Genomic DNA, 21691 nt, shown 5'->3' with positions numbered 1-21691 from the left:
TGGGTTAGTGTCGCTCAAAAAATTGGCAAATTGCATTGAGTGCAACTGCACGCAATGCATCCTCTTCAAACAGGATTTCGTGATATGCGCCCTCAAACGTCAGGGGCAATTGTTCTTCTTCCTTTCCTGTCCGGGCTTTCCGGCGATTTTCGCAGAAAGCCAGCAGCTCCCGATTGTCGACCACTTTATCTTCTGATGCCATCAGCACCATCAGCGGAGTGGTAATCTCTCCCGCCCGCGCAATTATCTGCTGTCCGACATCAATGCTCTCGCGTAGCCAGTGATACGTGGGTCCGCCGAGACGCAAAGCCGGATAGTCAGCATAACAACGCAGGTAACGCCGGTATCGCGGGTAACTGTGAGTCAGCACGTTGATTAAAAACGGCAACGGCTGCCACCTCCCGGTTGATACCGCATACTCATTGCGTTCCGAAGGCCGGTTGTCGGCCCGGTTCACAATCATATTTGCCAGCCACATCGGCATAGGTAATTTAATGCCGAACATCGGGGCACATAATACCGCGGCACGGAATGTATCCGGCTCGCGTAACAGATATCCGCTCAATATTGCACTGCCCATCGAGTGCGCCAGTGCATAACGGCGGGTATAGTGTTTTGTTGCCAGGGCGGTATTGGTAAACGCGGCAAAGTCATCAATATAGTCGGTGAAACGTTCGACATGACCTTTCTGCGGATCATCCAGCATCCGGTCAGAAAGCCCCTGCCCGCGGTGATCCATAATGAAGATATCAAAGCCCTGATGAAAAAAATCGAATAATACTTCCGGGTATTTAACGTAACTTTCGCCCCGGCCGGAGCTGATAACCAACACTTTAGTGTGTGCGGGACGGGTAAACTGCACATAACGGATAGTGATATCGTCCGCGCCCTGGAAAGTACGCTCATCCCGCTGGTTCCAGAAGTCGAGCAACGGGCCGTTCACAAAGGCAGAGTATTGCGCCTCGCGTTCCAGCCAGGCTGCTTTCAGGCTATCCGGTGACAGCATAGAGTACTCCTTTAGTCATCGGTCCCGGTAAGGTGCTCCCGGATCAGGGCCATAAACGCATTGCCGAATCGTTCCAGTTTCCGCTCTCCGACACCATTTATCAAGAGTAAATCATTTGCTCTGACAGGGCACTGCTCCGCCATCTCAATTAATGTGGCATCATTGAAGACCACAAACGGCGGAATATTATCTTCATCAGCAATGGATTTACGCAGCTTACGCAATTTAGCAAACAGCTTTTTATCATAATTGCCCCCGTAAGTACGCGCTGTCTGGCGGGGTTTTACATTCTGAATGCGCGGAACCGCCAGTTGCAGAGGCAATTCGCCCCGCAGAACCGGACGGGCGGATTCAGTTAATTGTAATGCAGAATAATTCGCGATGTTTTGCGTTATCAGTCCTAAATGTATCATCTGGCGCAGAACACTGACCCAGTGTTCCTGGCTTTTGTCTTTGCCTATTCCGTAAACAGAAAGCTTATCGTGTCCGTATTCGCGGATCCGCTGATTATTTGAGCCGCGTAGCACATCCACAATATACCCCAGCCCGAAGCGCTGTCCGACCCGGTAAATACAGGAAAGCGCCTGCTGTGCTTCAAGCAACCCGTCAAATTGTTTCGGCGGATCAAGGCAGATATCACAGTTACTGCAGGCCGTCTGGCGGTTTTCGCCGAAATAGTTCAGCAGCACCAGGCGGCGGCAGGTTTGCGCCTGCGCAAACGCGCCCATCGCATTCAGCTTATGCTGTTCGATATCTTTTTGCGGACCGGCCGGTTTTTCATCCAGACAGCGGCGCAGCATGCCATATCCGCAGGATCATAAAACAGAACCGCTTCGGCGCTGACGCCGTCACGCCCGGCACGACCGGTTTCCTGATAATAGGATTCAATATTGCGCGGGATATCAAAGTGCACCACAAACCGGACGTTGGATTTATTAATTCCCATGCCGAACGCAACCGTTGCAACAACAACCTGGATGTTATCTTTAAGAAAGGCATCCTGAACCGATTCGCGCTGTGAATTCTCAAGCCCGGCATGATACGCCGCAACACTCAGCCCGCGTTTTTGCAGGCGCGCGGCAACATCTTCGACTTTATTGCGACTGTTGCAGTAAATAATACCGCACTGACCTTTCTGGCCGCGGACAAACATCCAGAGCTGATCAAAAGGTTTGTATTTTTCCACCAGCGTGTAGCGGATATTCGGGCGGTCAAAGCTGCTGATGTGGATAAGCGGGTCATTGAGCCGCAGGCGCGCACTGATATCTGTGCGCGTGGTGTCATCTGCCGTGGCGGTCAGTGCAATAATCGGCAAATCCGGCAAATACTGGCGCAGTTCACCAATCGCACTGTATTCAGGGCGGAAATCATGCCCCCATTGTGAGATACAGTGTGCTTCATCCACTGCCAGCAGCAAAGGCTGCCAGCGCTGTAACTGCTGAAGAAAACTGCCCATCCGCAGGCGCTCCGGTGCCACATAGAGCATCCGGATGCGGTTATTATGACAGCCTTCGATAACCTGTTGCTGCTGCTGTGGTGTCTGCGCTGAGTTCAGGTATCCGGCTTCCACACCGAGCAGGCGCAGTTGATCGACCTGATCTTTCATCAGGGAGATCAGAGGGGAAATAACAACTGTCAGACCCGGCAACATCAGTGCGGGGATCTGATAACAGAGTGATTTTCCTCCGCCCGTCGGCATGACGACCAGACAGTCCCGTCCGGCGGTAATGGTCGCGATAATATCGGACTGACCGGCACGGAATTGCTGATAACCAAAGACCTGGCGCAGGATAGCGTCAGCATCAGGCAGGGTGTTGATAACTTCAGCGGTAGACACGCAGCTCCTCAGGTGAAGTAGAAATCCGGGCAATGCATTCTGCCGGTGAAAAGATGTTCCTATGCTAGCTCAGATTGGCATCAGATAACAGAGTATCCGCACATCCGGAACAGATATTCGATCTATACCCAACGTCATTCAAGATGCAGGAAGGCGGCAAAGGAAGATAGACGGGGAGCATAGATAAACTATGTGACCCGGCTAGCTGAGTGCAGCCAACGAACCTGCGGTTTGAATGAATAAGGGTATGTGCCTAATCTTTTTTCTGCGTCCCTGCTGGTGTATTTTTGTGATGCACGTTAAACTTTCACATCTTTTTAACGTCTCCTGACCGGTCAAATATCCGGCAGATGATCACGCTTTACTTATAATTAGTTACGTGATTAATTATATGATAACAATCTAATTTCAATATAAATGTAATCCCCCCAAAGGGCTGTTTTCTCTCTTTCTTATTCAGACTTGGACTATCATGAGCCAGCAACAGACAGTAAAAGGCGTCCTTTGTGCTCTCGGCGCTTACTTTATCTGGGGAATAGCCCCGGTTTATTTCAAAATGATCAAAGAAGTTCCTGCCGATGAGATCCTGACACACAGGATAATCTGGTCGTTCTTCTTTATGATCCTGCTTATCACGGTATCACGCCAGTGGCCGCGTATCCGCCAGATTATCCGCCAGCCGAAAAAGCTGCTGCTGCTCGCGGTTACCGCCTGTACCATTGCGTCGAACTGGCTGATTTATATCTGGGCGGTGAACCATGACCATATGCTGGAAGCCAGCCTGGGATACTTTATTAATCCGCTGGTTAACGTGCTGTTCGGGATGCTTTTCCTGGGCGAACGCTTCCGTCGTCTGCAATGGTTTGCGGTTTCTCTCGCCTGCACCGGCGTGCTTATCCAGCTCTGGCAGTTCGGCACTGTGCCGGTTATCGGACTGAGTCTGGCAATGACATTCGGCGTGTATGGTTTGCTGCGTAAAAAACTGGGTGTGGATGCACAAGGCGGCATGCTGATTGAAACCCTGTGGCTGCTGCCGGTTGCCTGTGTTTATCTGCTTTTCTTCGCTGACAGCGCCACCAGCAATATGCTGCTCAATCCGCTGACACTGAACCTGTTGTTGATTGCCGCCGGTATTATTACGACCGTGCCACTGTTGCTGTTTACGGAAGCGGCTAATCATCTGCGCCTCTCTACGCTGGGCTTTTTCCAGTATATCGGGCCGACACTGATGTTTGTTCTGGCGACAATGGTATACGGTGAGGCGATTTCAACGGAGCGGTTAATCACCTTTGCCTTTATCTGGGCGGGCCTGATTGTCTTCACACTGGATGCACTCTATACCCAGCGGCACCGCTACAAAAAAGCGTAATTTATCATGCCGCACTGATACCCGTGATTAGTGCGGCAGTCAGCGAGAAACGAAGGGAGGCCGGCTTATGGAATGGATACATCACCATCTGGCGATATTACACAGCCATCCTGCCTGGCTGTTATTAATCCTGTTTTTGATCGCGCTGAGTAAATCGACCATCATCCTGTCTTCCGTATTGCCGCCCGCATCGGTGATGCTGATGACGGTCGTCACACTGGCATTTCCTGTGGTTCCGGTTGTGATTATCTGGCTGGTTATCACCCTGGGTGCTACCGGCGGCTCACTGCTTTCATACTATCTCGGCAGAATTATTGTCACCCGTAACTATTTTCCCGGTCTGATGGCGAAATATCATGTTGCGCTCGGAAAAGCACAAAACCGATTACAAAACAGCGGATTGGTTATTTTATTTACATCGCGGTTTATTGCCGTACTGCGCTACCTGATCCCGATGGCGGCCGGACTACTGCGTTTTTCCCACACGCGGGTGCTGTTTACCTGCCTGCTCTCCGCCGGGGTCTGGACTGCCCTTTATATGCTGATTGCAAAGGGCATATCATTTACCTTCTTCTGATACCTTTTCAGACCTTTTCTGACGTCTGCTTACAGCCAGTTTTTGCGTTTGAAATAGAGATACGGCGCGAGTGCCGCCACAAACATAATCCCGATAGCCGCCGGATAGCCCATCGACCAGTCCAGTTCAGGCATAAATTTAAAGTTCATCCCGTAGCTGGAAGCAACCAAAGTCGGCGGCAGGAAGACCACTGAGACCACGGAGAAGATTTTGATGATGCGGCTTTGCTCAATATTCATAAAGCCCATCGCCGCCTGCATCAGGAAGTTTACCTTCTGAAAAAGTGATTCATTGTGCGGCAGCAGGGATTCAATATCGCGCAGAATTTCGCGTGCCTGCTCCAGCTGATTAACCGGCAGACGTGTGCGGCGGACTAAAAAGTTCAGTGCGCGCTGTGTATCCATCAGACACAAACGCACTTTCCAGCCGATATCTTCCTGCACAGCCAGATTAGACAGCGCCTTATCAAACGCATCATCCTGTTTGCCTTTCATAATGGCACGGCTGAGGGATTCCAGTTCACTGTAGATATTTTCAATCACATCTGCGAGCTGTTCGATTTTTGTTTCAAACAAATCCAGCAGAATTTCGTATCCGTTGCCGTCCAGCATGGTCTGCTTGCGGGCGCGCATACGGTAAAGACGAAACGCCGGCAGCTCACGTTCGCGCAAGGTATATAAACGCCCGTCGCGCAGGGTAAAAGCCACCGTGGAGTTTCCGGCGTGATCGTCCGCATCTTCGTAATAGAAAAAGGAGTGAACATGCAGACCGTCATCATCTTCGAAGAAACGGGCGGAGGCTTCGATATCATCCAGCTCCGGGCTGGTTGCCAGTTCCTGGTTTAACTGCGCCTGAATAAAGGCACGTTCGCTCTCTTCCGGTTCGGACACATCCACCCACAGCGCATCAGCAAGGGTATCACCCTCTTCTAAATCAAGACGGTGTAAACGCTTATTATCAACTCTAAATGCGCTCAGCATAGTGTGTGGCCTCCGGGAGCGTCGGGAAAAGAAAAAGTGTGCGCATGGTATGCGCAGATGAAAAAGGGTGTCAACCGCTTATTCGCGAATTGACACCGCTTCTCTGCGGGCTCTCAGGGTTTTACGAGTTTTGCATAGGAGGCGACCAGCCATTTGATCCCCTCGCCCTGAAACGCAATCTGCAGGCGGCAATGCTCGCCGCTGCCTTCCATATTGATGATGGTGCCTTCGCCGAATTTATCATGGCGGACACGTTGGCCGAGGGTATAACCACTGTCATTGCCCATGTTCGGTGTACCGAGCCGCTGATGATTCACCGGGCGGGAAACCGTGGCACGCAGGCGCACTTCTTCCACACATTCCGGCGGTAATTCACCGATAAACCGTGACGGACGGTGATACACTTCTTTGCCGTACAGACGACGGGTTTCCGCATACGTTAAGGTTAGTTTTTGCATGGCGCGGGTCACGCCGACATAGGCGAGACGCCGCTCTTCTTCCAGGCGTCCGCTCTCTTCCATCGACATCATACCCGGGAACATGCCCTCTTCGACACCGACGATAAAGACCTGCGGGAACTCCAGCCCTTTTGCCGAGTGCAGCGTCATCAGTTGTACCGCATCCTGATAAACATCGGCCTGGCTTTCGCCGGACTCCAGCGCGGCATGAGATAAAAATGCCTGAAGCGGCGTCAGCCCTTCGTCAGCATCCTGATAACTGAACTGATTGGTTGCCGTCACCAGCTCTTCTAAGTTTTCGATACGTGCCTGGGCTTTTTCGCCCTTTTCCTGCTCATAATGCGCACGCAGGCCGGAATCGCGGATCACCCGGTCAGTCTGTACATGCAGCGGCAGTTCGTCCGTTTCCTGTGCCAGCAGGTTAATCAGCTCAATAAAACGTCCCAGCGCCGATGCTGCACGACCTGCCAGCGCCCGCTCTTCCAGCAGGGCACCACAGCTGTCCCAGAGAGTAAGCTGCCGATCACGGGCAGTCTGGCGCACCACATCCAGTGTACGGTCACCGATACCACGGGTCGGCGTATTCACCACACGCTCAAAAGCCGCATCATCATGGCGGTTGGACATAAGACGCAGATACGCAAGGGCATCTTTGATTTCCTGGCGTTCAAAGAAGCGCTGACCGCCGTAAATGCGGTACGGCATTGCCGCCTGTAACAGCGCCTCTTCCTGCTGACGGGACTGGGCGTTGCTGCGGTATAAAATCGCACAATCAGCCAGTGCGCCGCCGTTTTCATGCCACTGTTTGATCCGGCTCACCACATAACGGGCTTCATCCAGATCATTAAATGCGCAGTAAAGCGAAATCAGCTCGCCATCTTCGCCCTCGGTCCAGAGATTTTTCCCCAGCCGGTCACTGTTGTGAGAAATCAGCGCATTAGCTGCTTTCAGGATATTATTGGTAGAGCGGTAATTCTGCTCCAGGCGAATAGTAGTCGCGCCCGGGAAATCTTTCAGGAAGTGCTGAATGTTCTCAACCTGCGCCCCGCGCCAGCCATAGATTGACTGATCATCATCCCCGACAATCATCACTTTGCCGGTGTCACCCGCCAGCATTCTTATCCAGGCATACTGAATGCTGTTGGTGTCCTGGAACTCATCCACCAGAATATTCGTAAAACGGTTGCGGTAGTGCTGTAAAATAGCCGGTTTATTCAGCCATAATTCATGGGCGCGCAGAAGTAATTCAGCAAAATCCACCAGCCCGGCACGATCACAGGCCTCCTGATAAGCCTGATAAACTTTCAGCCAGGTAGCTTCTATCGGATTACCATAGCTTTCAATATGTTGCGGGCGCAAACCTTCGTCTTTTTTCCCGTTGATGTACCAGGAGCCCTGTTTGGCAGGCCACTGTTTTTCATCAAGATTCATGGCTTTTATCAGGCGGCGGATCAGACGGATCTGGTCATCACTGTCGAGGATTTGGAAATCCTGAGGCAGCCCGGCGTCAAGATGGTGCGCCCGTAACAAACGGTGCGCCAGGCCGTGGAATGTGCCAATCCACATGCCACCTTCACTGGTGCCGACCAGCCCTTCAACACGGTGGCGCATCTCTGCCGCTGCCTTGTTGGTAAAGGTGACCGATATGATGGAAAAAGGAGAGGCATTCTCCACCGCCATCAGCCAGGCGATACGGTGAACCAGTACCCGGGTTTTTCCGGACCCGGCACCCGCCAGAATCAGCATGTTTGAGCGGGGTGCTGCCACCGCATCACGCTGTTTATCATTCAGGCCTTCAAGCAGATAAGAGACGTCCATAATTTCCATCAATGGTTGTTCGGCTGTCGCCGCAAGAGAAAGAGCGCCTCCCCGGCAGTTTTATGCCGGGGAGGACTGTTTTTTTATACAGATAAAATTATAACAGTCCGACTAAAGAATCCAACTGTGTAATTTCAATATGCGGTAAAAGGCGGGTTTCGGCATCATGATAAACATCGCGTCCGTCAAGATTTATCCAGCAGGTCTGCATTCCGCTGCGCAGTGCGCCTTCCACATCCGTATTCAGATTATCACCGACATGCAGGATATTCCCGGGCGGCAGCATCAGACGCTGTGCGGCAGTCTGATACATATCGCTGAAGGGTTTTGAGCGTCCGTCAGCACCGGCTCTGAGGATAAAGGTGAAATAATCAGCCAGACCGCACTTTTCCGGCTCCATGTTACCGTTGGTGATCGCCGCCAGCGGAATTTTTTCAGCCAGTAACGCGAGGGTGTCATGGGTGGATTGCGGTATATCAATACGGCTGCGCCACTGTGCGAAATGCGCCATAACAGCATTCGCACCGGTCTGTGCCAGTGCTGTGGTATAGCCGTAATGCAGAAAAAAGGAGCGCCAGGAGAGCATACGCCAGCGGCTGACATCATGATAAATGTCCGGATGCTGCCGGCGCACCCGGTTGCGGAAGACAGTAATATAATCCGCAGGTAACTCACTGAAACGCGGGTCATACTGACGGATAAATGCAATTACTGCCTCTTCCGTTTTATCCATCACCGGACGATTATCATACAGCGTATCGTCAAGATCAAAGGTCATGGCGCGGACAGGTAAAAGGGGGCGGTAAAAACGCATCAGGGTTTTCCTCGTTTGGCGCGCGGATGTGCAACATCATACACATTGGCAAGATGCTGAAAGTCCAGATGGGTATAGATTTGTGTGGTGGACAGATTCGCATGCCCCAGCAATTCCTGCACAGCGCGTAAATCACCGCTCGATTCCAGAATGTGTGTCGCAAATGAATGACGTAATTTATGCGGATTCAGGTGGCTGTTCAGCCCCTGATGCACACCCCAGTATTCAAAGCGTTTCTGCACATTACGCCCGGAAATCCGTTTGCCGCTTTTGGTGGAGATAAATATCGCCGGGGAGTCGGGATCATACAATTCACGCAGTTCCAGCCAGCGCTCCAGGCAACTGACCGCCATCCGCCCGAGCGGGACTTTGCGCTCTTTGCTGCCTTTCCCCAGCACACGGACCTCACCACCGGTTAAATCAATATCCCCGGTATTCAGCCCGACCAGCTCAGACAGACGCAATCCCGCGCCGTACATCACTTCCAGCATAGTGCGGTCACGCACCGTCAGCGGATCATTGCTTTCTATGTCCATCAGGCGGGTGATGTCATCGACATCCATATTTTTCGGCAGATGACGCCCCTGTTTCGGGGCGCTGACGGCTTTTGCCGGGTTAGCGGACATCTCACCGCAGCTGACCCGCCAGTCCAGAAATGAGCGCAGGGAAGAGAGACGCAGCGCCAGACTTGCCGGCTGCAAACCCGTACGGCGGCTTTTTGCCGCCAGCATCCGGACGGTTGCCGGTTCAAGCTGTGCCCAGTCTGTGATTTTGCTGCTGATCATCATCCCGGCAAGTGTCGTAAGCTGCCGCCGGTAGTTTGTGATAGTCACCGGACTTAACCGGCGCTCAACCCGCAGATATTGCAAAAACTGCTCCACGGGTACGAGTAATTGTTCTGTTGCTGTACCGGTCATGCCAGTTCTGCCCAGCGTTGCAGCAATTGCGGCAGAAAATACGCAACCTGATCCAGCATCGCTGTTCCCATACCGTTATGGTAATGCTCTTTATCACGGCTGACGAATACCACCACGCCGAGGTCATGTTGTCCGCCGAGCAGGGATACTGCTGCGGAGCCGACAAAAGCACTGTCCGGCAGCAATAACTGAATTTCCGGTGCCGTCAGACGGCCGAGAAAATGGTTGCGGTCGCCAAAGCGGGAAAGTCGCATCGTTTCAAAATGTGAGCGGGACAGTGTCAGTTCCTGATTACGGAATGGCGCACCCAGGCGCCAGCAATCCGAAAACAGGCGGATCCGCGCATGACTGAGTTTCAGGCTTTTTGCCCAGATATTCAGACGGTCGGAAAAATCATCAAGTGATGTGGCAGCAGAAAGAGAAGCCAGAAGTTTGAGAAGACGCGAGAACAGTTGTTCATTTTCCCCGGCCGCCATCATCAACTGAGCCAGGTCATCCGTCAGGGTATCAATCCGGTTACGCTGACGCCCCAGTTGCCATTCAACCAGAGAAACCGCCCCTTTTACCGGATGCGGGATAGTCATTTCGGCAATCTGTGAGGCGTTGCGGATAAAGAAATCCGGGTGTGCTTTCAGGTAAGCGAGAACGGCGGCATCATCCGGTTCACGCAGACGTTCAGCCTGCGTGGCAGCCGTATCCTGTAGACTGTCCATCGATATTCATCCTCTTTATGACATTTAAAGATGGATAACACCATCAAATACATGGGTGGCGGGACCGGTCATAAACAACGGTTTTCCCTCGCCTTCCCAACTGATAAACAGGCGACCGCCCGGCAGATCAACCCGGACATTGTCAGCCAGTAATCCCTGACGGATCCCGACAGCCACTGCCGCACAAGCACCGCTTCCGCAGGCCTGTGTTTCGCCCACACCGCGCTCATAAACCCGCAGACGCAGATGATCAGGCGCGAGTATCTGCATAAATCCGATATTCACCCGCTCCGGAAAACGCTCATGGCTTTCCAGCACAGGGCCTATCACATCCACTTCTGCTACCTCTGTATTTTCCACCTGGATAACACAGTGCGGATTGCCCATGGATACCACGCCGCATAAAACCGTGCGCTCTGCTGCGCGGATAATATAGGTTTTTTCTTCTTTCACCGCCCGGAACGGTACCAGTGCAGGATCGAACTCCGGTACGCCCATATTCACCCGGACATTATCATCATCCGTAAGACTGAGCACCATCCGCCCTGACTGTGTGCTGACCCGGATATCCCGTTTGTTCGTCAGCCCTTTCAGGCGGACAAACCGGGCGAAACAGCGCGCGCCGTTACCACACTGGGCAACTTCACTGCCGTCTGCATTAAAAATGCGGTAGTGAAAATCCAGTTCCGGATCATAAGGTGCTTCAACCACCAGCAGTTGATCAAAACCAACGCCGGTGTGCCGGTCTGCCAGACGGCAGATAAGCTCCGGTGAAAAATAGATATTCTGGGTGATGGCATCCACCACCATAAAATCATTGCCCAGACCGTGCATTTTGGTGAACTGCATGTTCAGATCCTGTGTATGCGTCAGTAACCGGGGACGTTATCCGGTGGCTGTCCGGTCACTGTTATTTCGTGCTGCCGGTTTCAGCCGCTTTATTCTTTTGTACAGCCTGCGGCGCATCGTTGTTATCCGCAGGCGCACTCTTCGCCGCGGCAGGCTCTGCCGGCGGGAAGTAAAGCGGGCCTTTCAGTCCGCAGCCGGACAAGGTCAGCAGCATCACAGCGGATGCCGCGCAGATCATTTTTTTCTTCATTTACAGTCATGCCTGTTAATCATCGGTCAATACCCTCTATAATCGCAGTTAGATGTCGAAAAGCAAATAGGAAATGACGATGAACGATACAGAATTTCACCAGACAGCCGATGTTCTGATGCAGGATATTGAAGATAAATTAGATAATTACGACGGCGATGCGGATATTGACTGCGAAACCAACGGCGGCGTAATGACTCTGAGCTTTGAAAATGGCTCAAAAATTATTATCAACCGGCAGGAAGCATTTCATCAGATCTGGCTGGCAGCCCGTAACGGCGGCTATCACTTTAGTCTGAAATCAGATAAATGGATTTGTGATCGCAGCGGCGGGGAGTTTTTCACCATGCTGTCAGAGGCGGTCAGCGAACAGAGCGGTGAAGCATTCAGCTTCTGACACCCGCAGACATTACAGACTGACGGCACAGGCTGATAGTACAAACCTGTGCCGCTGCACAAAAATCAGCCACGCTGCCCGGCGGCCTGATACTGCAGTGGCGCTATTTCAGTGTGAAAATCTGAATACAGGGTATCATCGCCGCGCTCTTCTGCCGCCAGGTGTGAAAACACATTGCCGTGAAAAGGTTTCACCTGTGTTTTTCCGTCGGTTTTCAGAATCTGATAAAACTGCGGCAGATTGAAATTGATAAAACTGGAGCCGTAAGTAAAACGGTCGTGGGAAGAGGAGTAAAAACGGCTGACATCCCGGACGAGCTCATCTTTACTGCCTTCACAACCTGAATAAATCTCCACGCGGTTTGATTCATCCAGCACGTAAATATTAAAGCCGTTATCATCACGGTTTTCAAAGAAAAATTGGATAATCCCCTCACTCGCATAACCATCCACCACATCCGGCAGATGCCCGGTTTCCGTACTGATTTTTACCGGAAACCCACGCAGTTTGTTATTGGAGATAGCCCCGTAAAATTCGACTGCATTTTCCAGTTTTTGTACTGAGACATTCAGGCGTTCAAAGAACAATCCCCATGTCTGACCGGCAAGACGCAATGCCTTAAAGCGGCCCGGATCCTGGCGGTTGGTGGTTAAGCGCAGCTCGATACATTCTGAAACCAGCTGCTGAATACGGGTACGGATAAGACCGCGCAGATGGCGGCTGTAGCAGAAAACATCCACACCTGACGGCGGTGCGGCATCCTGGTGCATCTTACCCAAAATCGTTTTGATTGCTTCCAGTACCGATTGCTCGCCGCTGAAATGCAGTGTCCGGACTTCATTCCATGAGTTGCGGTAAAGCAAATCAATACTCCCGACCAGGCACTTTTGCTCCTCGCCGAAACTGAATACATCCGGTTTGCTCATATCAAAATGAACAACCTGCTGCGCGAAATCATCCGTCGGATCCTGCTCCAGATTAACGATAATCGCCAGATGACGGATTTCACACGGGCTGTAAAGCGCACGCGGGGTCGGTGCCGGCAGGCTGATAGGGAAATTCTGTGAAACATCATGCACCAGTTCATGCAGTTTTTGTTCATCACAGTGAGATTCACCATTATGAATATACACACGGGTTTTATCTGTCAGCAGCCCGTTAAAGTAGGTCCATGACACGAGCTTATTCAGATAACGGTTATATTCAAGCGGCTGATGACCAATAATGGTATGAATGGTCGGCGCCTGATTATACAGATACCAGCCACTGCGGTTGGCACGTCCGTGAGGAACATAAATAAAGGTCAGATTCTCTTCTGACAGATCCGGCGAAATCTGCGGATTAACCAGGGTCACTTTCCCCGGCAGCGCTTCAAATGCCGCATACAGTTTACGGGTCAGAACGCCGATATCCTGCGGGCTGGCGCTGACACTCAGATTATTGCGCCGCGCAAAACGGATCAGGTTACGGTAACTTTGCATCATGGTGTCGAGCAACTCATTGTGCGCATCGCGCACCTGCTCGATCTTCCAGTCATTACGGCGATCAAGTACCGCCAGACGTTCCGGTGACCATCCCCACGCAGTAACCATTTCAGCCAGCACCTGGCAACGCCAGCCGCCGGAAGCACGTTCACTGACCCCCGCAGGCGGTTTTTCACAGATTTTCAGGTAAAAACAGCGGCGGATTAAATCGAGGCGGGTTTCATCATTGATGGCTTTCAGATAACGCGTGATGCGATCAAGCATCATACAGTAGGCATCAAGTCCGTAATGGACTATCTCGCCGGCATGAAGATGTCGTTTAAACTCTGTCGCCAGAAGCTGTCCGTTCGGATAATCCCACGAATACGCTTCCAGCAGTAAACTTTTGATAACGGCTTTGTACGGCGAATCAACACTTTTATACAACTGCCACAGACTGGCACCAAAGTACTCTTCTGCTGATAATTCACCCAATCCGCCCAGGTCCAGCCACTCATTCGGGGTTAATACACCCTGCGCATAAAGTGACAACACATATTCATCGTAATGATACTCTTCTTCTGCCGGCACCATAGTCCACAGCAGGCGCTTACCGGCCATCCGCACAGCAGTACGGTAAAACTCATCAAGCAGTAAAATGTGCTGGGTAGAGCCGCAGTCTTCGCCGTTCAGGCTGCCGCTGGCATTGTGGCGAAAGCGGTTTTCATCGATCAGAAAGAACGTAACATCAATCCCTTTACCCGCTGCCCACTCTTCAATCAGTGTGCATTTGCGCTGTAAATTCTGTTTTTCATCATTATCAAGCCAGGACTGATGGCAAACCCAGATATCCAGATCAGACGAATGGCTCTGACCGACAGAGGAGGTGCTGCCCATAGAGTAGATGCCGGTTATCGGCAGTTCGCCGTTGGCATTGCATGGCTTGCATTCACCATGTTGACGGGAAAAGTCGCTCATCCAGTCAGCCTGAAAATCGTCAGATGTCCAGAAACAGACGCCATGCGGCACACTGCCCTGCACATAGCCCGGCATATCAGGATGGTGATGGTGCAACAATACCGGCAACAAACCATACACTTCTTTAAACGCGCGACTCATCCCGATGGTCGCGCGCTCTGACCTGAGCTGATTTATTGCATCCAAACGCTGCTTGAGAGTTTCAATATAGAGATACAAAGGGTTCGCCTGATTTTATTTCATGTAACTGGAAATGACCTGATGCCCGGCTTTATGTGTAAATGAATACAGACTAATGATGAAGCTAAAAAATGATAAGAATTGGAATCAATGCTAAATTGCCGGAAACGTGATCAATCTAACACCTTCAGGGCAAAGGGTAAAGCATGAGACTAAAAAAGGCACGATTACCCAAAGTCATCAATCCTGATATAAATAGTTGTAAATACTCTATTTTCTATAAATATTATTATGATACACACAAATAGTGTAAGGAAATAATCCATAAATCTTGTACGACCACCGGGCTGTATTCTTTTTAACCAAAAAAGTAACATTACGTATCTGCGTATGTATATTTTACTTATTTTGATAATGCAATTAATTACTTATTTAAATTGAATCGATTTAATTAATTGCCGGGGTTACAAATTAATTTAATTATTTAAAATATATTTTAATCACCTCCTGACATACTCTTGCCACCGGATAATAATATTCGTCATTTTTCGGCCTTATCTGCCGGGCAGATCTCGTCACATAACTGGAAAAATAATCAGCAAAATGATAAAACAAGGGCAGTTTTTCTTATTTTTCCGGTTACCCTTCACATCAGAAATCCGGATAAAAAGACAAGGATCCCAGACAATTATCATGACCAATCAACTGCTGCGCATCGCTACCCGCCAAAGCCCGCTTGCTCTCTGGCAGGCCGAATTTGTTAAACAGGCACTGGAACAGCGCCATCCGGGGCTGCATGTCGAATTAGTTCCGATGGTGACCAAAGGTGACATTATTCTTGATACCCCGCTGGCAAAAGTGGGCGGTAAAGGTCTGTTTGTGAAAGAACTGGAGATGGCATTACTGGAAAACCGGGCTGATATTGCCGTGCATTCCATGAAAGATGTCCCGGTGGATTTCCCTGACGGACTGGGTTTAGTCACTATTTGTGAGCGGGAAGATCCGCGCGACGCATTTGTCTCCAATCAGTACGCATCTGTTGATGCACTACCTCCCGGCAGTATTGTCGGCACCTCCAGCCTGCGCCGTCAGTGTCAGTTACGGGAACGCCGCCCGGATCTGGTGATCCGCGACCTGCGCGGTAACGTAGGCACACGGCTGAGTAAACTGGATAACGGGGAATACGATGCCATTATCCTGGCGGCAGCCGGGCTGAAACGCCTGCAGCTCGACACCCGTATCCGCTGCGCATTATCACCGGAAGAGTCACTTCCGGCAGTCGGTCAGGGTGCGGTGGGTATTGAGTGCCGTCTGGATGATGAACACACCCGTTCTCTGCTGAGCGCACTCAATCATGATGCGACAGATATCTGTGTCCGCGCAGAACGTGCGATGAATACCCGTCTTGAAGGTGGCTGTCAGGTGCCAATCGGCAGTTATGCCGTCTGGCAGGGTGATAAAATCTGGCTGCGGGCACTGGTCGGCGCACCGGACGGCAGTGACGTTATCCGTGGTGAGCGGCTTTGTATGCCACAGGAGGCCGCCGCTGCCGGTGTGTCTCTGGCAGAAGAGCTGCTGGATAAAGGCGCACGGGCTATCCTGACTGAGGTTTATCAGGGGCATGCACCTGCATGACTATCCTGGTCACCCGCCCTTCCCCGGCGGGTGAAGCCCTGGTCAGCGCGCTGCGCGCGCGCGGGCAGAATGCCGTTTCTGTCCCGCTTATCCGGATACAGCCCGGCGGAGAACTGCCGCTGCTGACCACAAAAATGGCGGCACTTTCTCCCGGAGATGCCCTTTTTCTGCTGTCAAAGAATGCGGTTTATCACGCAAATAAACAGCTTATTCAACAGAATTACCTGTGGTCTGATAAGTTTTGCTATTATGGTATCGGGCAGTCAACCGCACGGTATTTTCAGACTCTGACCGGATTACCCGCCGCGTTTATGTCCGGCGGTGAAACCAGTGAGCATCTGCTGACCCGCCCGGATTTACAGACACTGACCGGGCGCCGTATCCTTTTACTGCGTGGTAACGGCGGCAGAGAGCATCTTGCGCAGACTCTGCGCGAACGCGGTGCTGACGTAAATTACTGCGAATGTTACCGCCGGGAGCCCGTTGAATATAATGGCGGAGAATGCGCCCTGCAGTGGCAAAAACAACAGGTTAATACCCTGGTGGTGACCAGCGGCGAAATGCTGCAACTGCTCAGGCAACTTATTCCGCCGGCACACATCAGTTGGTTATTTCAGTGCCGGATAGTCGTTGTCAGTGACAGACTGGCGACTGCCGCACACTCTCTGGGCTGGCAACATATTATTATTGCCCGCAGCGCAGACAATGAAGCCTTACTTCAGGCTCTACAATGAACAGACACGGGACGCCACTTATGACGGAACACGAAAAAAACACCGGATCTGCTGATACACCTGACACACAGGATACCGTATCAGCGGTGCAGGCGGATAAACAAACCGCTGCCGGAAAAAAATCCGCCGGAAAAAACGTCACTGAAAAAGCGGCGTCAGTTGAAAACAGCACGACCGCACAGCCGGAAGCACCAAAGCGCGGGCACACCCCGTCCGAACCCCCGGCCGCAGAAAAAAAACCACAGCCCGGTTTTCTGCGCAGTGCCGTTGCACTCGCCGTTATTTTACTGATCGGCGGCGGTGTATGGTATGCCTCGCAAGCCAATACACAAACGCTGTCACAACGACTGGAAGCTGAAAATGCACAGCTGAAATCACAGATGGCGCAGTTGCAGCAGGAACAAGTGCAAAACCATAAACAAATGCAGGAATTTATTTCACAGCAATCAGCACTCAGCGCACAGTATCAGCAACAGGACGCCGCACTGAAACATGAGCTGGATTTACTGCGCAGCCGTGTCAGCGCCTTGTCCAGTGCAGATGTAAAAAGCTGGCTGATAGCACAGGCGGATTTTCTGGTCAAAATGGCAGAACGCAAGCTATGGAATGAGCAGGATGTAATCACCGCCATGGTATTACTGAAAAATGCCGATGCCAGCCTGGCAGAAATGAACGATCCCGGTCTGCTGGATGTCCGGACAGCACTGCGCAATGATATTACTGCACTCTCAGCCGTCAGCCAGATCGATTTTGACGGCACTATTTTGCGCCTCAATCAACTGGCAAACCAGGTTGATAATCTGCGTATTGATGACGGCAGCCGTGACGGTGCGCCGATGGACAGCAGCGACAGCGAAGGTCTGACATCATCCGTTGCAGACTGGCGGACAAACCTGACCAAAAGCTGGCAGGGCTTTATGAGTGACTTTATTACTGTCCGCCGCCGTGACAGCAGTGCCGCACCTCTGCTGGCACCGAATCAGGATATTTATGTCCGTGAAAATATCCGCGCCCAGTTGCTGATTGCCGCTCAGGCCGTACCCCGTCACCAGGAAGAGAGCTACAAACAGGCTCTGGATTCAGTCTCCACCTGGGTTCGGGCATATTTTGCGGATAATGACCCTGAAAACACCGCATTCCTGAAGGAAATTGATGAATTAGCAGCACAACCTATTGCCATGAGCATACCGGACAGTCTGACCAGTCAGCCATTGCTGGATAAACTGGTACAGACCCGTATCCGCCGTTTGCTCAATGATGAAGCGCCACCTGCACCACCGGTTGCCGAACCACAGGCAGCCCCCGCAGAGCCGGCACCTGCTGAGCCGGAAGCCGCACCGAAACAGGAGGGATAACGAATGTTTAAACTCTTTATTCTGTTCCTTGTCCTGATCGCCGGGATCATTATCGGACCGCTGGTTGCCGGACATCAGGGCTATGTGCTGATCCAGACTGATGATTATGACATTGAAACCAGTGTCACCGGGCTCGTTATCTGCTTTCTCGGATTACAGGCCGCACTGATATTACTCGGCTGGTGCTGGCGTCGTCTGAGAACCAGTGGTTCCCGGACTCTGGGCTGGTTTGGCGGACATAAGCGCAACCGCGCCCGCACCCTGACCAATGAGGCGCTGCTTAAACTGGCAGAAGGCGATTTTCGTCAGGTGGAAAAATTACTCAGCCGCAGCGCCGATAATGCCGAACAACCGCTGGTCAACTATTTACTCGCCGCAGAAGCCGCACAACAGCGCAATGATAATATCCGAGCTAATCAGTATCTTGAGCGGGCAGCCGAATTGGCCGGAAATCACCAGTTACCCGTAGATATCACCCGCGCCCGTATTCTGCTGACCCGCAATGAAATTCCGGCAGCACGCACCGCAATTGATAACCTGCTGGATATTGCCCCGCGCCATCCGGAAGTACTGCGCCTGGCAGAGCAGGTTTATGCGCGCTCCGGCGCCTGGAAATCCCTGATTGCCATGCTGCCGGCCATGAAAAAATCCGGTGAGTTTACTGATGAGCAGGTTGAGCAGACAGAAACCCGTGCCTGGCTCGGTATGATGCAGCAGGTTGCCGATCAGGATGGCAGTGATGCACTGCGCCACTGGTGGAAAAATCTGAGCCGCCATCTGCGTCATAATCCGGATCTGGCGGTAGCCGCTGCACAGCACTTTATTGCCGGTGATGATATGAGTGATGCAGAAGCGGTGGTACTTGACGGGCTGAAACGACAGAAAGATGATCGCCTGCTGATACTGCTGCCGCGCATCCGGACAGAAAACCCGAAAGCTATCCGCAAAATACTGAACCAGCTACAAAAAGATGACAGTAAGCAGCCGTTACTCAACAGCACATTAGGACAGCTGGCAATGCAGGAAGGCCGGTGGGAAGATGCGGAGCAATATTTCAAATCTGCCCTGAATACCCGCAGGGATACACATGATGCAGCCTGGCTTGCCGATGTACTGGATAAACAAAAGAAATATGAAGAGTCAGCAATGATCCGCCGTAATGCACTGCTGGACACACTGACACTGCCGGATGAGAACAGTTAACTTTATGCTGATACATCATTAAAAGAGATTGACGGCTTCATATATTGATGGCAAAAATAAGACATAAAAAAACACCTATCGTGAAACGATAGGTGTATAAAAATACAATCAGGTCTACAGACGGGTGGTGCCTCACTCAACGTTACGTCCTGTTGTTGATGTAAAGATTTTGGGATCTTTTACATCGATAACCCGGACAATAGGCACCGAATCTAGCTCTGCATCATCTCCGGGTTTATGAAGCTTTCGCAATCATAAGGAATGAGATGAGCATCTACACTCAGAGTAATGCACAACCCGTGCCAACTATTACGCCTCCTTATTTTCCCACGGATCCCGTGGGTTTATTTTTTCTGCCCCGCTCTCCTGAGCTAAACCACCGGTGTAAACTCGTCCCCACTGTCTCTTTTTTGAGACGCTTTTTGATATCAATATTATTTTAATTATAAATCAATAGATTAAATGTCTCATATTCACGACATGCATTATGCCTATTGTCGCCAAAAACCTACAAACCACATAACATGTTGATTTTTAATATAAATATACAAACCATTACTTACGCAAAAAATATTCACCAACCCTTTCTTTTCCACAGGATTAGCAGGATTAGCAGGATTAGCAGGATTAGCAGGATTAGCAGGATTAGCAGGATTAGCAGGATTAGCAGGATTAGCAGGATTAGCAGGATTAGTTAAACAAAAGAGACAATGAGTGGAAAGCAATGATATGAAAAATAACAGAACGGCAGAAACGAAAAAGCCCCGCTATAAGCGGGGCTTTCTCTGAATATGGTCGGCGAGATAGGATTCGAACCTACGACCCACTGGTCCCAAACCAGTTGCGCTACCAAGCTGCGCTACTCGCCGAAAGTCTGACTTTTCATGATGATGGTGCGAAGAGGGGGACTTGAACCCCCACGTCCGTAAGAACACTAACACCTGAAGCTAGCGCGTCTACCAATTCCGCCATCCTCGCAGGTTCATCACTACAGTCAATGCTACATGTAAAATGGGGTGGCTAATGGGACTCGAACCCACGACGACTGGAATCACAATCCAGGGCTCTACCAACTGAGCTATAGCCACCATCACATCGTAACATTTTACTACAAACTACAACTACTTACAACAGCGAAATACTTAATCCGTAACTTATGCACACTTAATGGTGCGCCCGACAGGATTCGAACCTGAGACCTCTGCCTCCGGAGGGCAGCGCTCTATCCAGCTGAGCTACGGGCGCTTTACGCCGTTGCGGGAAAGAATAGTACGGATTTCTCTATAATCTGTCCAGTGCTTTTTTTCACAAATGTATCGTTTGCTCAGTCTTTATCCGTTTCGCTGAGAAAGAGAGCGTTTTTCCGTAAAAAGCCCCCTGAAATGCCCTGTTTACAGTTTATTTCCGTAATAATAACCAAGAAACTTCAGCAATTTAAATTGACGGCGAAAGCGGGTTGGCTGCGATAACAAGCGGTAAAGCCACTCCAGCCCCATATTCTGCCATACTTTAGGCGCACGCTTCACATGTCCGGTAAACACGTCGTAGGTGCCGCCTACGCCCATATAAAGGGCGTCCGGATGAACCTTACGGCAATCACGCATAAAGATTTCCTGTTTCGGCGATCCCATGGCGACAGTCACAATCTTTGCCCCGCTGTCACGGATGCGCTCAAACAGGGCATCACGCTGCTCCGGGGTAAAATATCCGTCCTGAGTACCGGCCAGGTTCACATTCCACTGTGCTTTCAGCTTAGCCTCTGTTTCCGCCAGAACGTCCGGTTTACCGCCGACCAGAAAGACCGGCGTGTTTTCCTGCCCGGCACGCGCTATCAGCGCTTCCCATAAATCAGCACCGGCAATACGGGAAACCACCGCCTGCGGGTATTTACGGCGTATCGCACGGACAATACTGATGCCGTCAGCGTACAGATACTCTGCATTGCTCAGCAGTGTATTCAGTGCCTCGTCCTGTTCTGCAGTCATCACTTTCTCGGCATTCATTGCCACCAGTGTTCCGCGTTTGATCTGCCCGTCCGCAAACAAATAATTCAGAAAGTGCGCCTGATCGCGGAATCCCCAAATCGGGTAATTACGGATACTGTATTGCGGGATTTGTTCCGTGCTGCCGGCATCAGCTGATAACGGTTCCATACTCA

Annotated in this window: 17 protein-coding genes, 4 tRNA genes and 1 pseudogene; 7 read left to right on the top strand and 15 right to left on the bottom strand. The window is 51.2% G+C overall.

Annotation, left to right across the window (positions count from 1 at the left end; all coding sequences use genetic code 11):
• Positions 1-4: 4 nt before the first annotated feature.
• Both pldB and recQ read right to left on the bottom strand, forming a co-directional pair.
• Positions 5-1006, bottom strand: coding sequence for a lysophospholipase L2 (gene pldB / locus AYY17_RS08145; protein ID WP_082981333.1), 1002 nt, complete (start codon positions 1004-1006; stop codon positions 5-7).
• Between the two features lie 11 nt (positions 1007-1017).
• Positions 1018-2843, bottom strand: a pseudogene (gene recQ / locus AYY17_RS08140) (ATP-dependent DNA helicase RecQ).
• 472 nt (positions 2844-3315) lie between these two features.
• Between recQ and rarD the strand changes: the two are divergent.
• Positions 3316-4212: an EamA family transporter RarD gene (gene rarD / locus AYY17_RS08135; protein ID WP_067422851.1), complete on the top strand. Its 897-nt coding sequence runs from the start codon at positions 3316-3318 to the stop codon at positions 4210-4212.
• Between the two features lie 67 nt (positions 4213-4279).
• A complete protein-coding gene (locus AYY17_RS08130; RefSeq protein WP_067422850.1) occupies positions 4280-4789 on the top strand; it encodes a DedA family protein in 510 nt (169 codons plus the stop codon).
• Between the two features lie 29 nt (positions 4790-4818).
• Here AYY17_RS08130 and corA read toward each other — a convergent pair whose 3' ends face one another.
• The 7 genes from corA to lptM all read right to left on the bottom strand — a co-directional run bounded on the left by corA (position 4819) and on the right by lptM (position 11588).
• A complete protein-coding gene (gene corA, locus AYY17_RS08125; RefSeq protein WP_067400850.1) occupies positions 4819-5769 on the bottom strand; it encodes a magnesium/cobalt transporter CorA in 951 nt (316 codons plus the stop codon).
• Between the two features lie 113 nt (positions 5770-5882).
• Positions 5883-8045, bottom strand: coding sequence for a DNA helicase II (gene uvrD, locus AYY17_RS08120; RefSeq protein ID WP_459562071.1), 2163 nt, complete (start codon positions 8043-8045; stop codon positions 5883-5885).
• A 97-nt stretch (positions 8046-8142) separates the two neighbouring features.
• Complete coding sequence (yigB, locus tag AYY17_RS08115) at positions 8143-8859, bottom strand: 5-amino-6-(5-phospho-D-ribitylamino)uracil phosphatase YigB (protein ID WP_067422846.1); 717 nt, start codon at positions 8857-8859, stop codon at positions 8143-8145.
• Positions 8859-9776, bottom strand: coding sequence for a tyrosine recombinase XerC (xerC, locus tag AYY17_RS08110; protein ID WP_067422844.1), 918 nt, complete (start codon positions 9774-9776; stop codon positions 8859-8861). Before xerC ends, yigB begins: the two co-directional genes overlap by 1 nt.
• Positions 9773-10489, bottom strand: a complete 717-nt coding sequence (locus AYY17_RS08105; RefSeq protein ID WP_067422841.1) for a DUF484 family protein — start codon at positions 10487-10489, stop codon at positions 9773-9775. The genes xerC and AYY17_RS08105 overlap by 4 nt, the downstream gene beginning before the upstream one ends.
• Positions 10490-10513: 24 nt before the next feature.
• Positions 10514-11338: a diaminopimelate epimerase gene (dapF, locus tag AYY17_RS08100; RefSeq protein WP_067422839.1), complete on the bottom strand. Its 825-nt coding sequence runs from the start codon at positions 11336-11338 to the stop codon at positions 10514-10516.
• 61 nt (positions 11339-11399) lie between these two features.
• Entirely contained in the window at positions 11400-11588 is a 189-nt protein-coding gene (gene lptM, locus AYY17_RS08095; protein ID WP_067400842.1) for an LPS translocon maturation chaperone LptM, read from the bottom strand.
• A 79-nt stretch (positions 11589-11667) separates the two neighbouring features.
• Here lptM and cyaY point away from each other — a divergent pair, with 79 nt between their 5' ends.
• A complete protein-coding gene (gene cyaY / locus AYY17_RS08090) occupies positions 11668-11985 on the top strand; it encodes an iron donor protein CyaY (protein WP_067422837.1) in 318 nt (105 codons plus the stop codon).
• Between the two features lie 65 nt (positions 11986-12050).
• Here cyaY and AYY17_RS08085 read toward each other — a convergent pair whose 3' ends face one another.
• On the bottom strand, positions 12051-14645 hold the full coding sequence (locus tag AYY17_RS08085; RefSeq protein WP_067422835.1) for a class I adenylate cyclase: 2595 nt from the start codon (positions 14643-14645) through the stop codon (positions 12051-12053).
• Positions 14646-15299: 654 nt separating this feature from the next.
• Between AYY17_RS08085 and hemC the strand changes: the two genes are divergently transcribed.
• Genes hemC through AYY17_RS08065 form a run of 4 tightly spaced genes read left to right on the top strand, consistent with a single transcriptional unit; the run spans position 15300 to position 19533 of the window.
• On the top strand, positions 15300-16241 hold the full coding sequence (gene hemC, locus AYY17_RS08080) for a hydroxymethylbilane synthase (protein ID WP_067422833.1): 942 nt from the start codon (positions 15300-15302) through the stop codon (positions 16239-16241).
• The gene (gene hemD / locus AYY17_RS08075) at positions 16238-16975 is read left to right on the top strand and encodes a uroporphyrinogen-III synthase (protein ID WP_067422829.1); all 738 of its coding nucleotides are present in this window, start codon (positions 16238-16240) and stop codon (positions 16973-16975) included. The genes hemC and hemD overlap by 4 nt, the downstream gene beginning before the upstream one ends.
• A 20-nt stretch (positions 16976-16995) precedes the next feature.
• The gene (gene hemX, locus AYY17_RS08070; protein WP_067422827.1) at positions 16996-18330 is read left to right on the top strand and encodes a uroporphyrinogen-III C-methyltransferase; all 1335 of its coding nucleotides are present in this window, start codon (positions 16996-16998) and stop codon (positions 18328-18330) included.
• A gap of 3 nt (positions 18331-18333) precedes the next feature.
• Positions 18334-19533 carry a heme biosynthesis HemY N-terminal domain-containing protein gene (locus tag AYY17_RS08065; protein WP_067422825.1) on the top strand — a complete coding sequence of 400 codons (1200 nt, stop codon included), beginning with the start codon at positions 18334-18336 and terminating at the stop codon, positions 19531-19533.
• A gap of 792 nt (positions 19534-20325) precedes the next feature.
• On the opposite strand, the gene AYY17_RS08060 is transcribed toward AYY17_RS08065, so the two are convergent.
• The 5 genes from AYY17_RS08060 to wecG form a co-directional block, all read right to left on the bottom strand.
• Positions 20326-20402, bottom strand: a tRNA-Pro gene (locus tag AYY17_RS08060).
• A 22-nt stretch (positions 20403-20424) separates the two neighbouring features.
• A tRNA-Leu gene (locus tag AYY17_RS08055) sits at positions 20425-20511 on the bottom strand.
• Positions 20512-20545: 34 nt separating this feature from the next.
• Positions 20546-20621: transfer RNA gene (locus AYY17_RS08050), tRNA-His, on the bottom strand.
• 80 nt (positions 20622-20701) lie between these two features.
• Positions 20702-20778: transfer RNA gene (locus tag AYY17_RS08045), tRNA-Arg, on the bottom strand.
• 146 nt (positions 20779-20924) lie between these two features.
• The gene (wecG, locus tag AYY17_RS08040) at positions 20925-21686 is read right to left on the bottom strand and encodes a lipopolysaccharide N-acetylmannosaminouronosyltransferase (protein ID WP_067422823.1); all 762 of its coding nucleotides are present in this window, start codon (positions 21684-21686) and stop codon (positions 20925-20927) included.
• Positions 21687-21691 lie beyond the last annotated feature (5 nt).

The organism is Morganella psychrotolerans (assembly GCF_001676055.1).
GTDB classification, from domain to species: Bacteria; Pseudomonadota; Gammaproteobacteria; order Enterobacterales; family Enterobacteriaceae; genus Morganella; species Morganella psychrotolerans_B.
The sequence above is the reverse complement of the archived record's forward strand: the minus strand, read 5'-3'. Positions and strand labels throughout refer to the sequence as shown.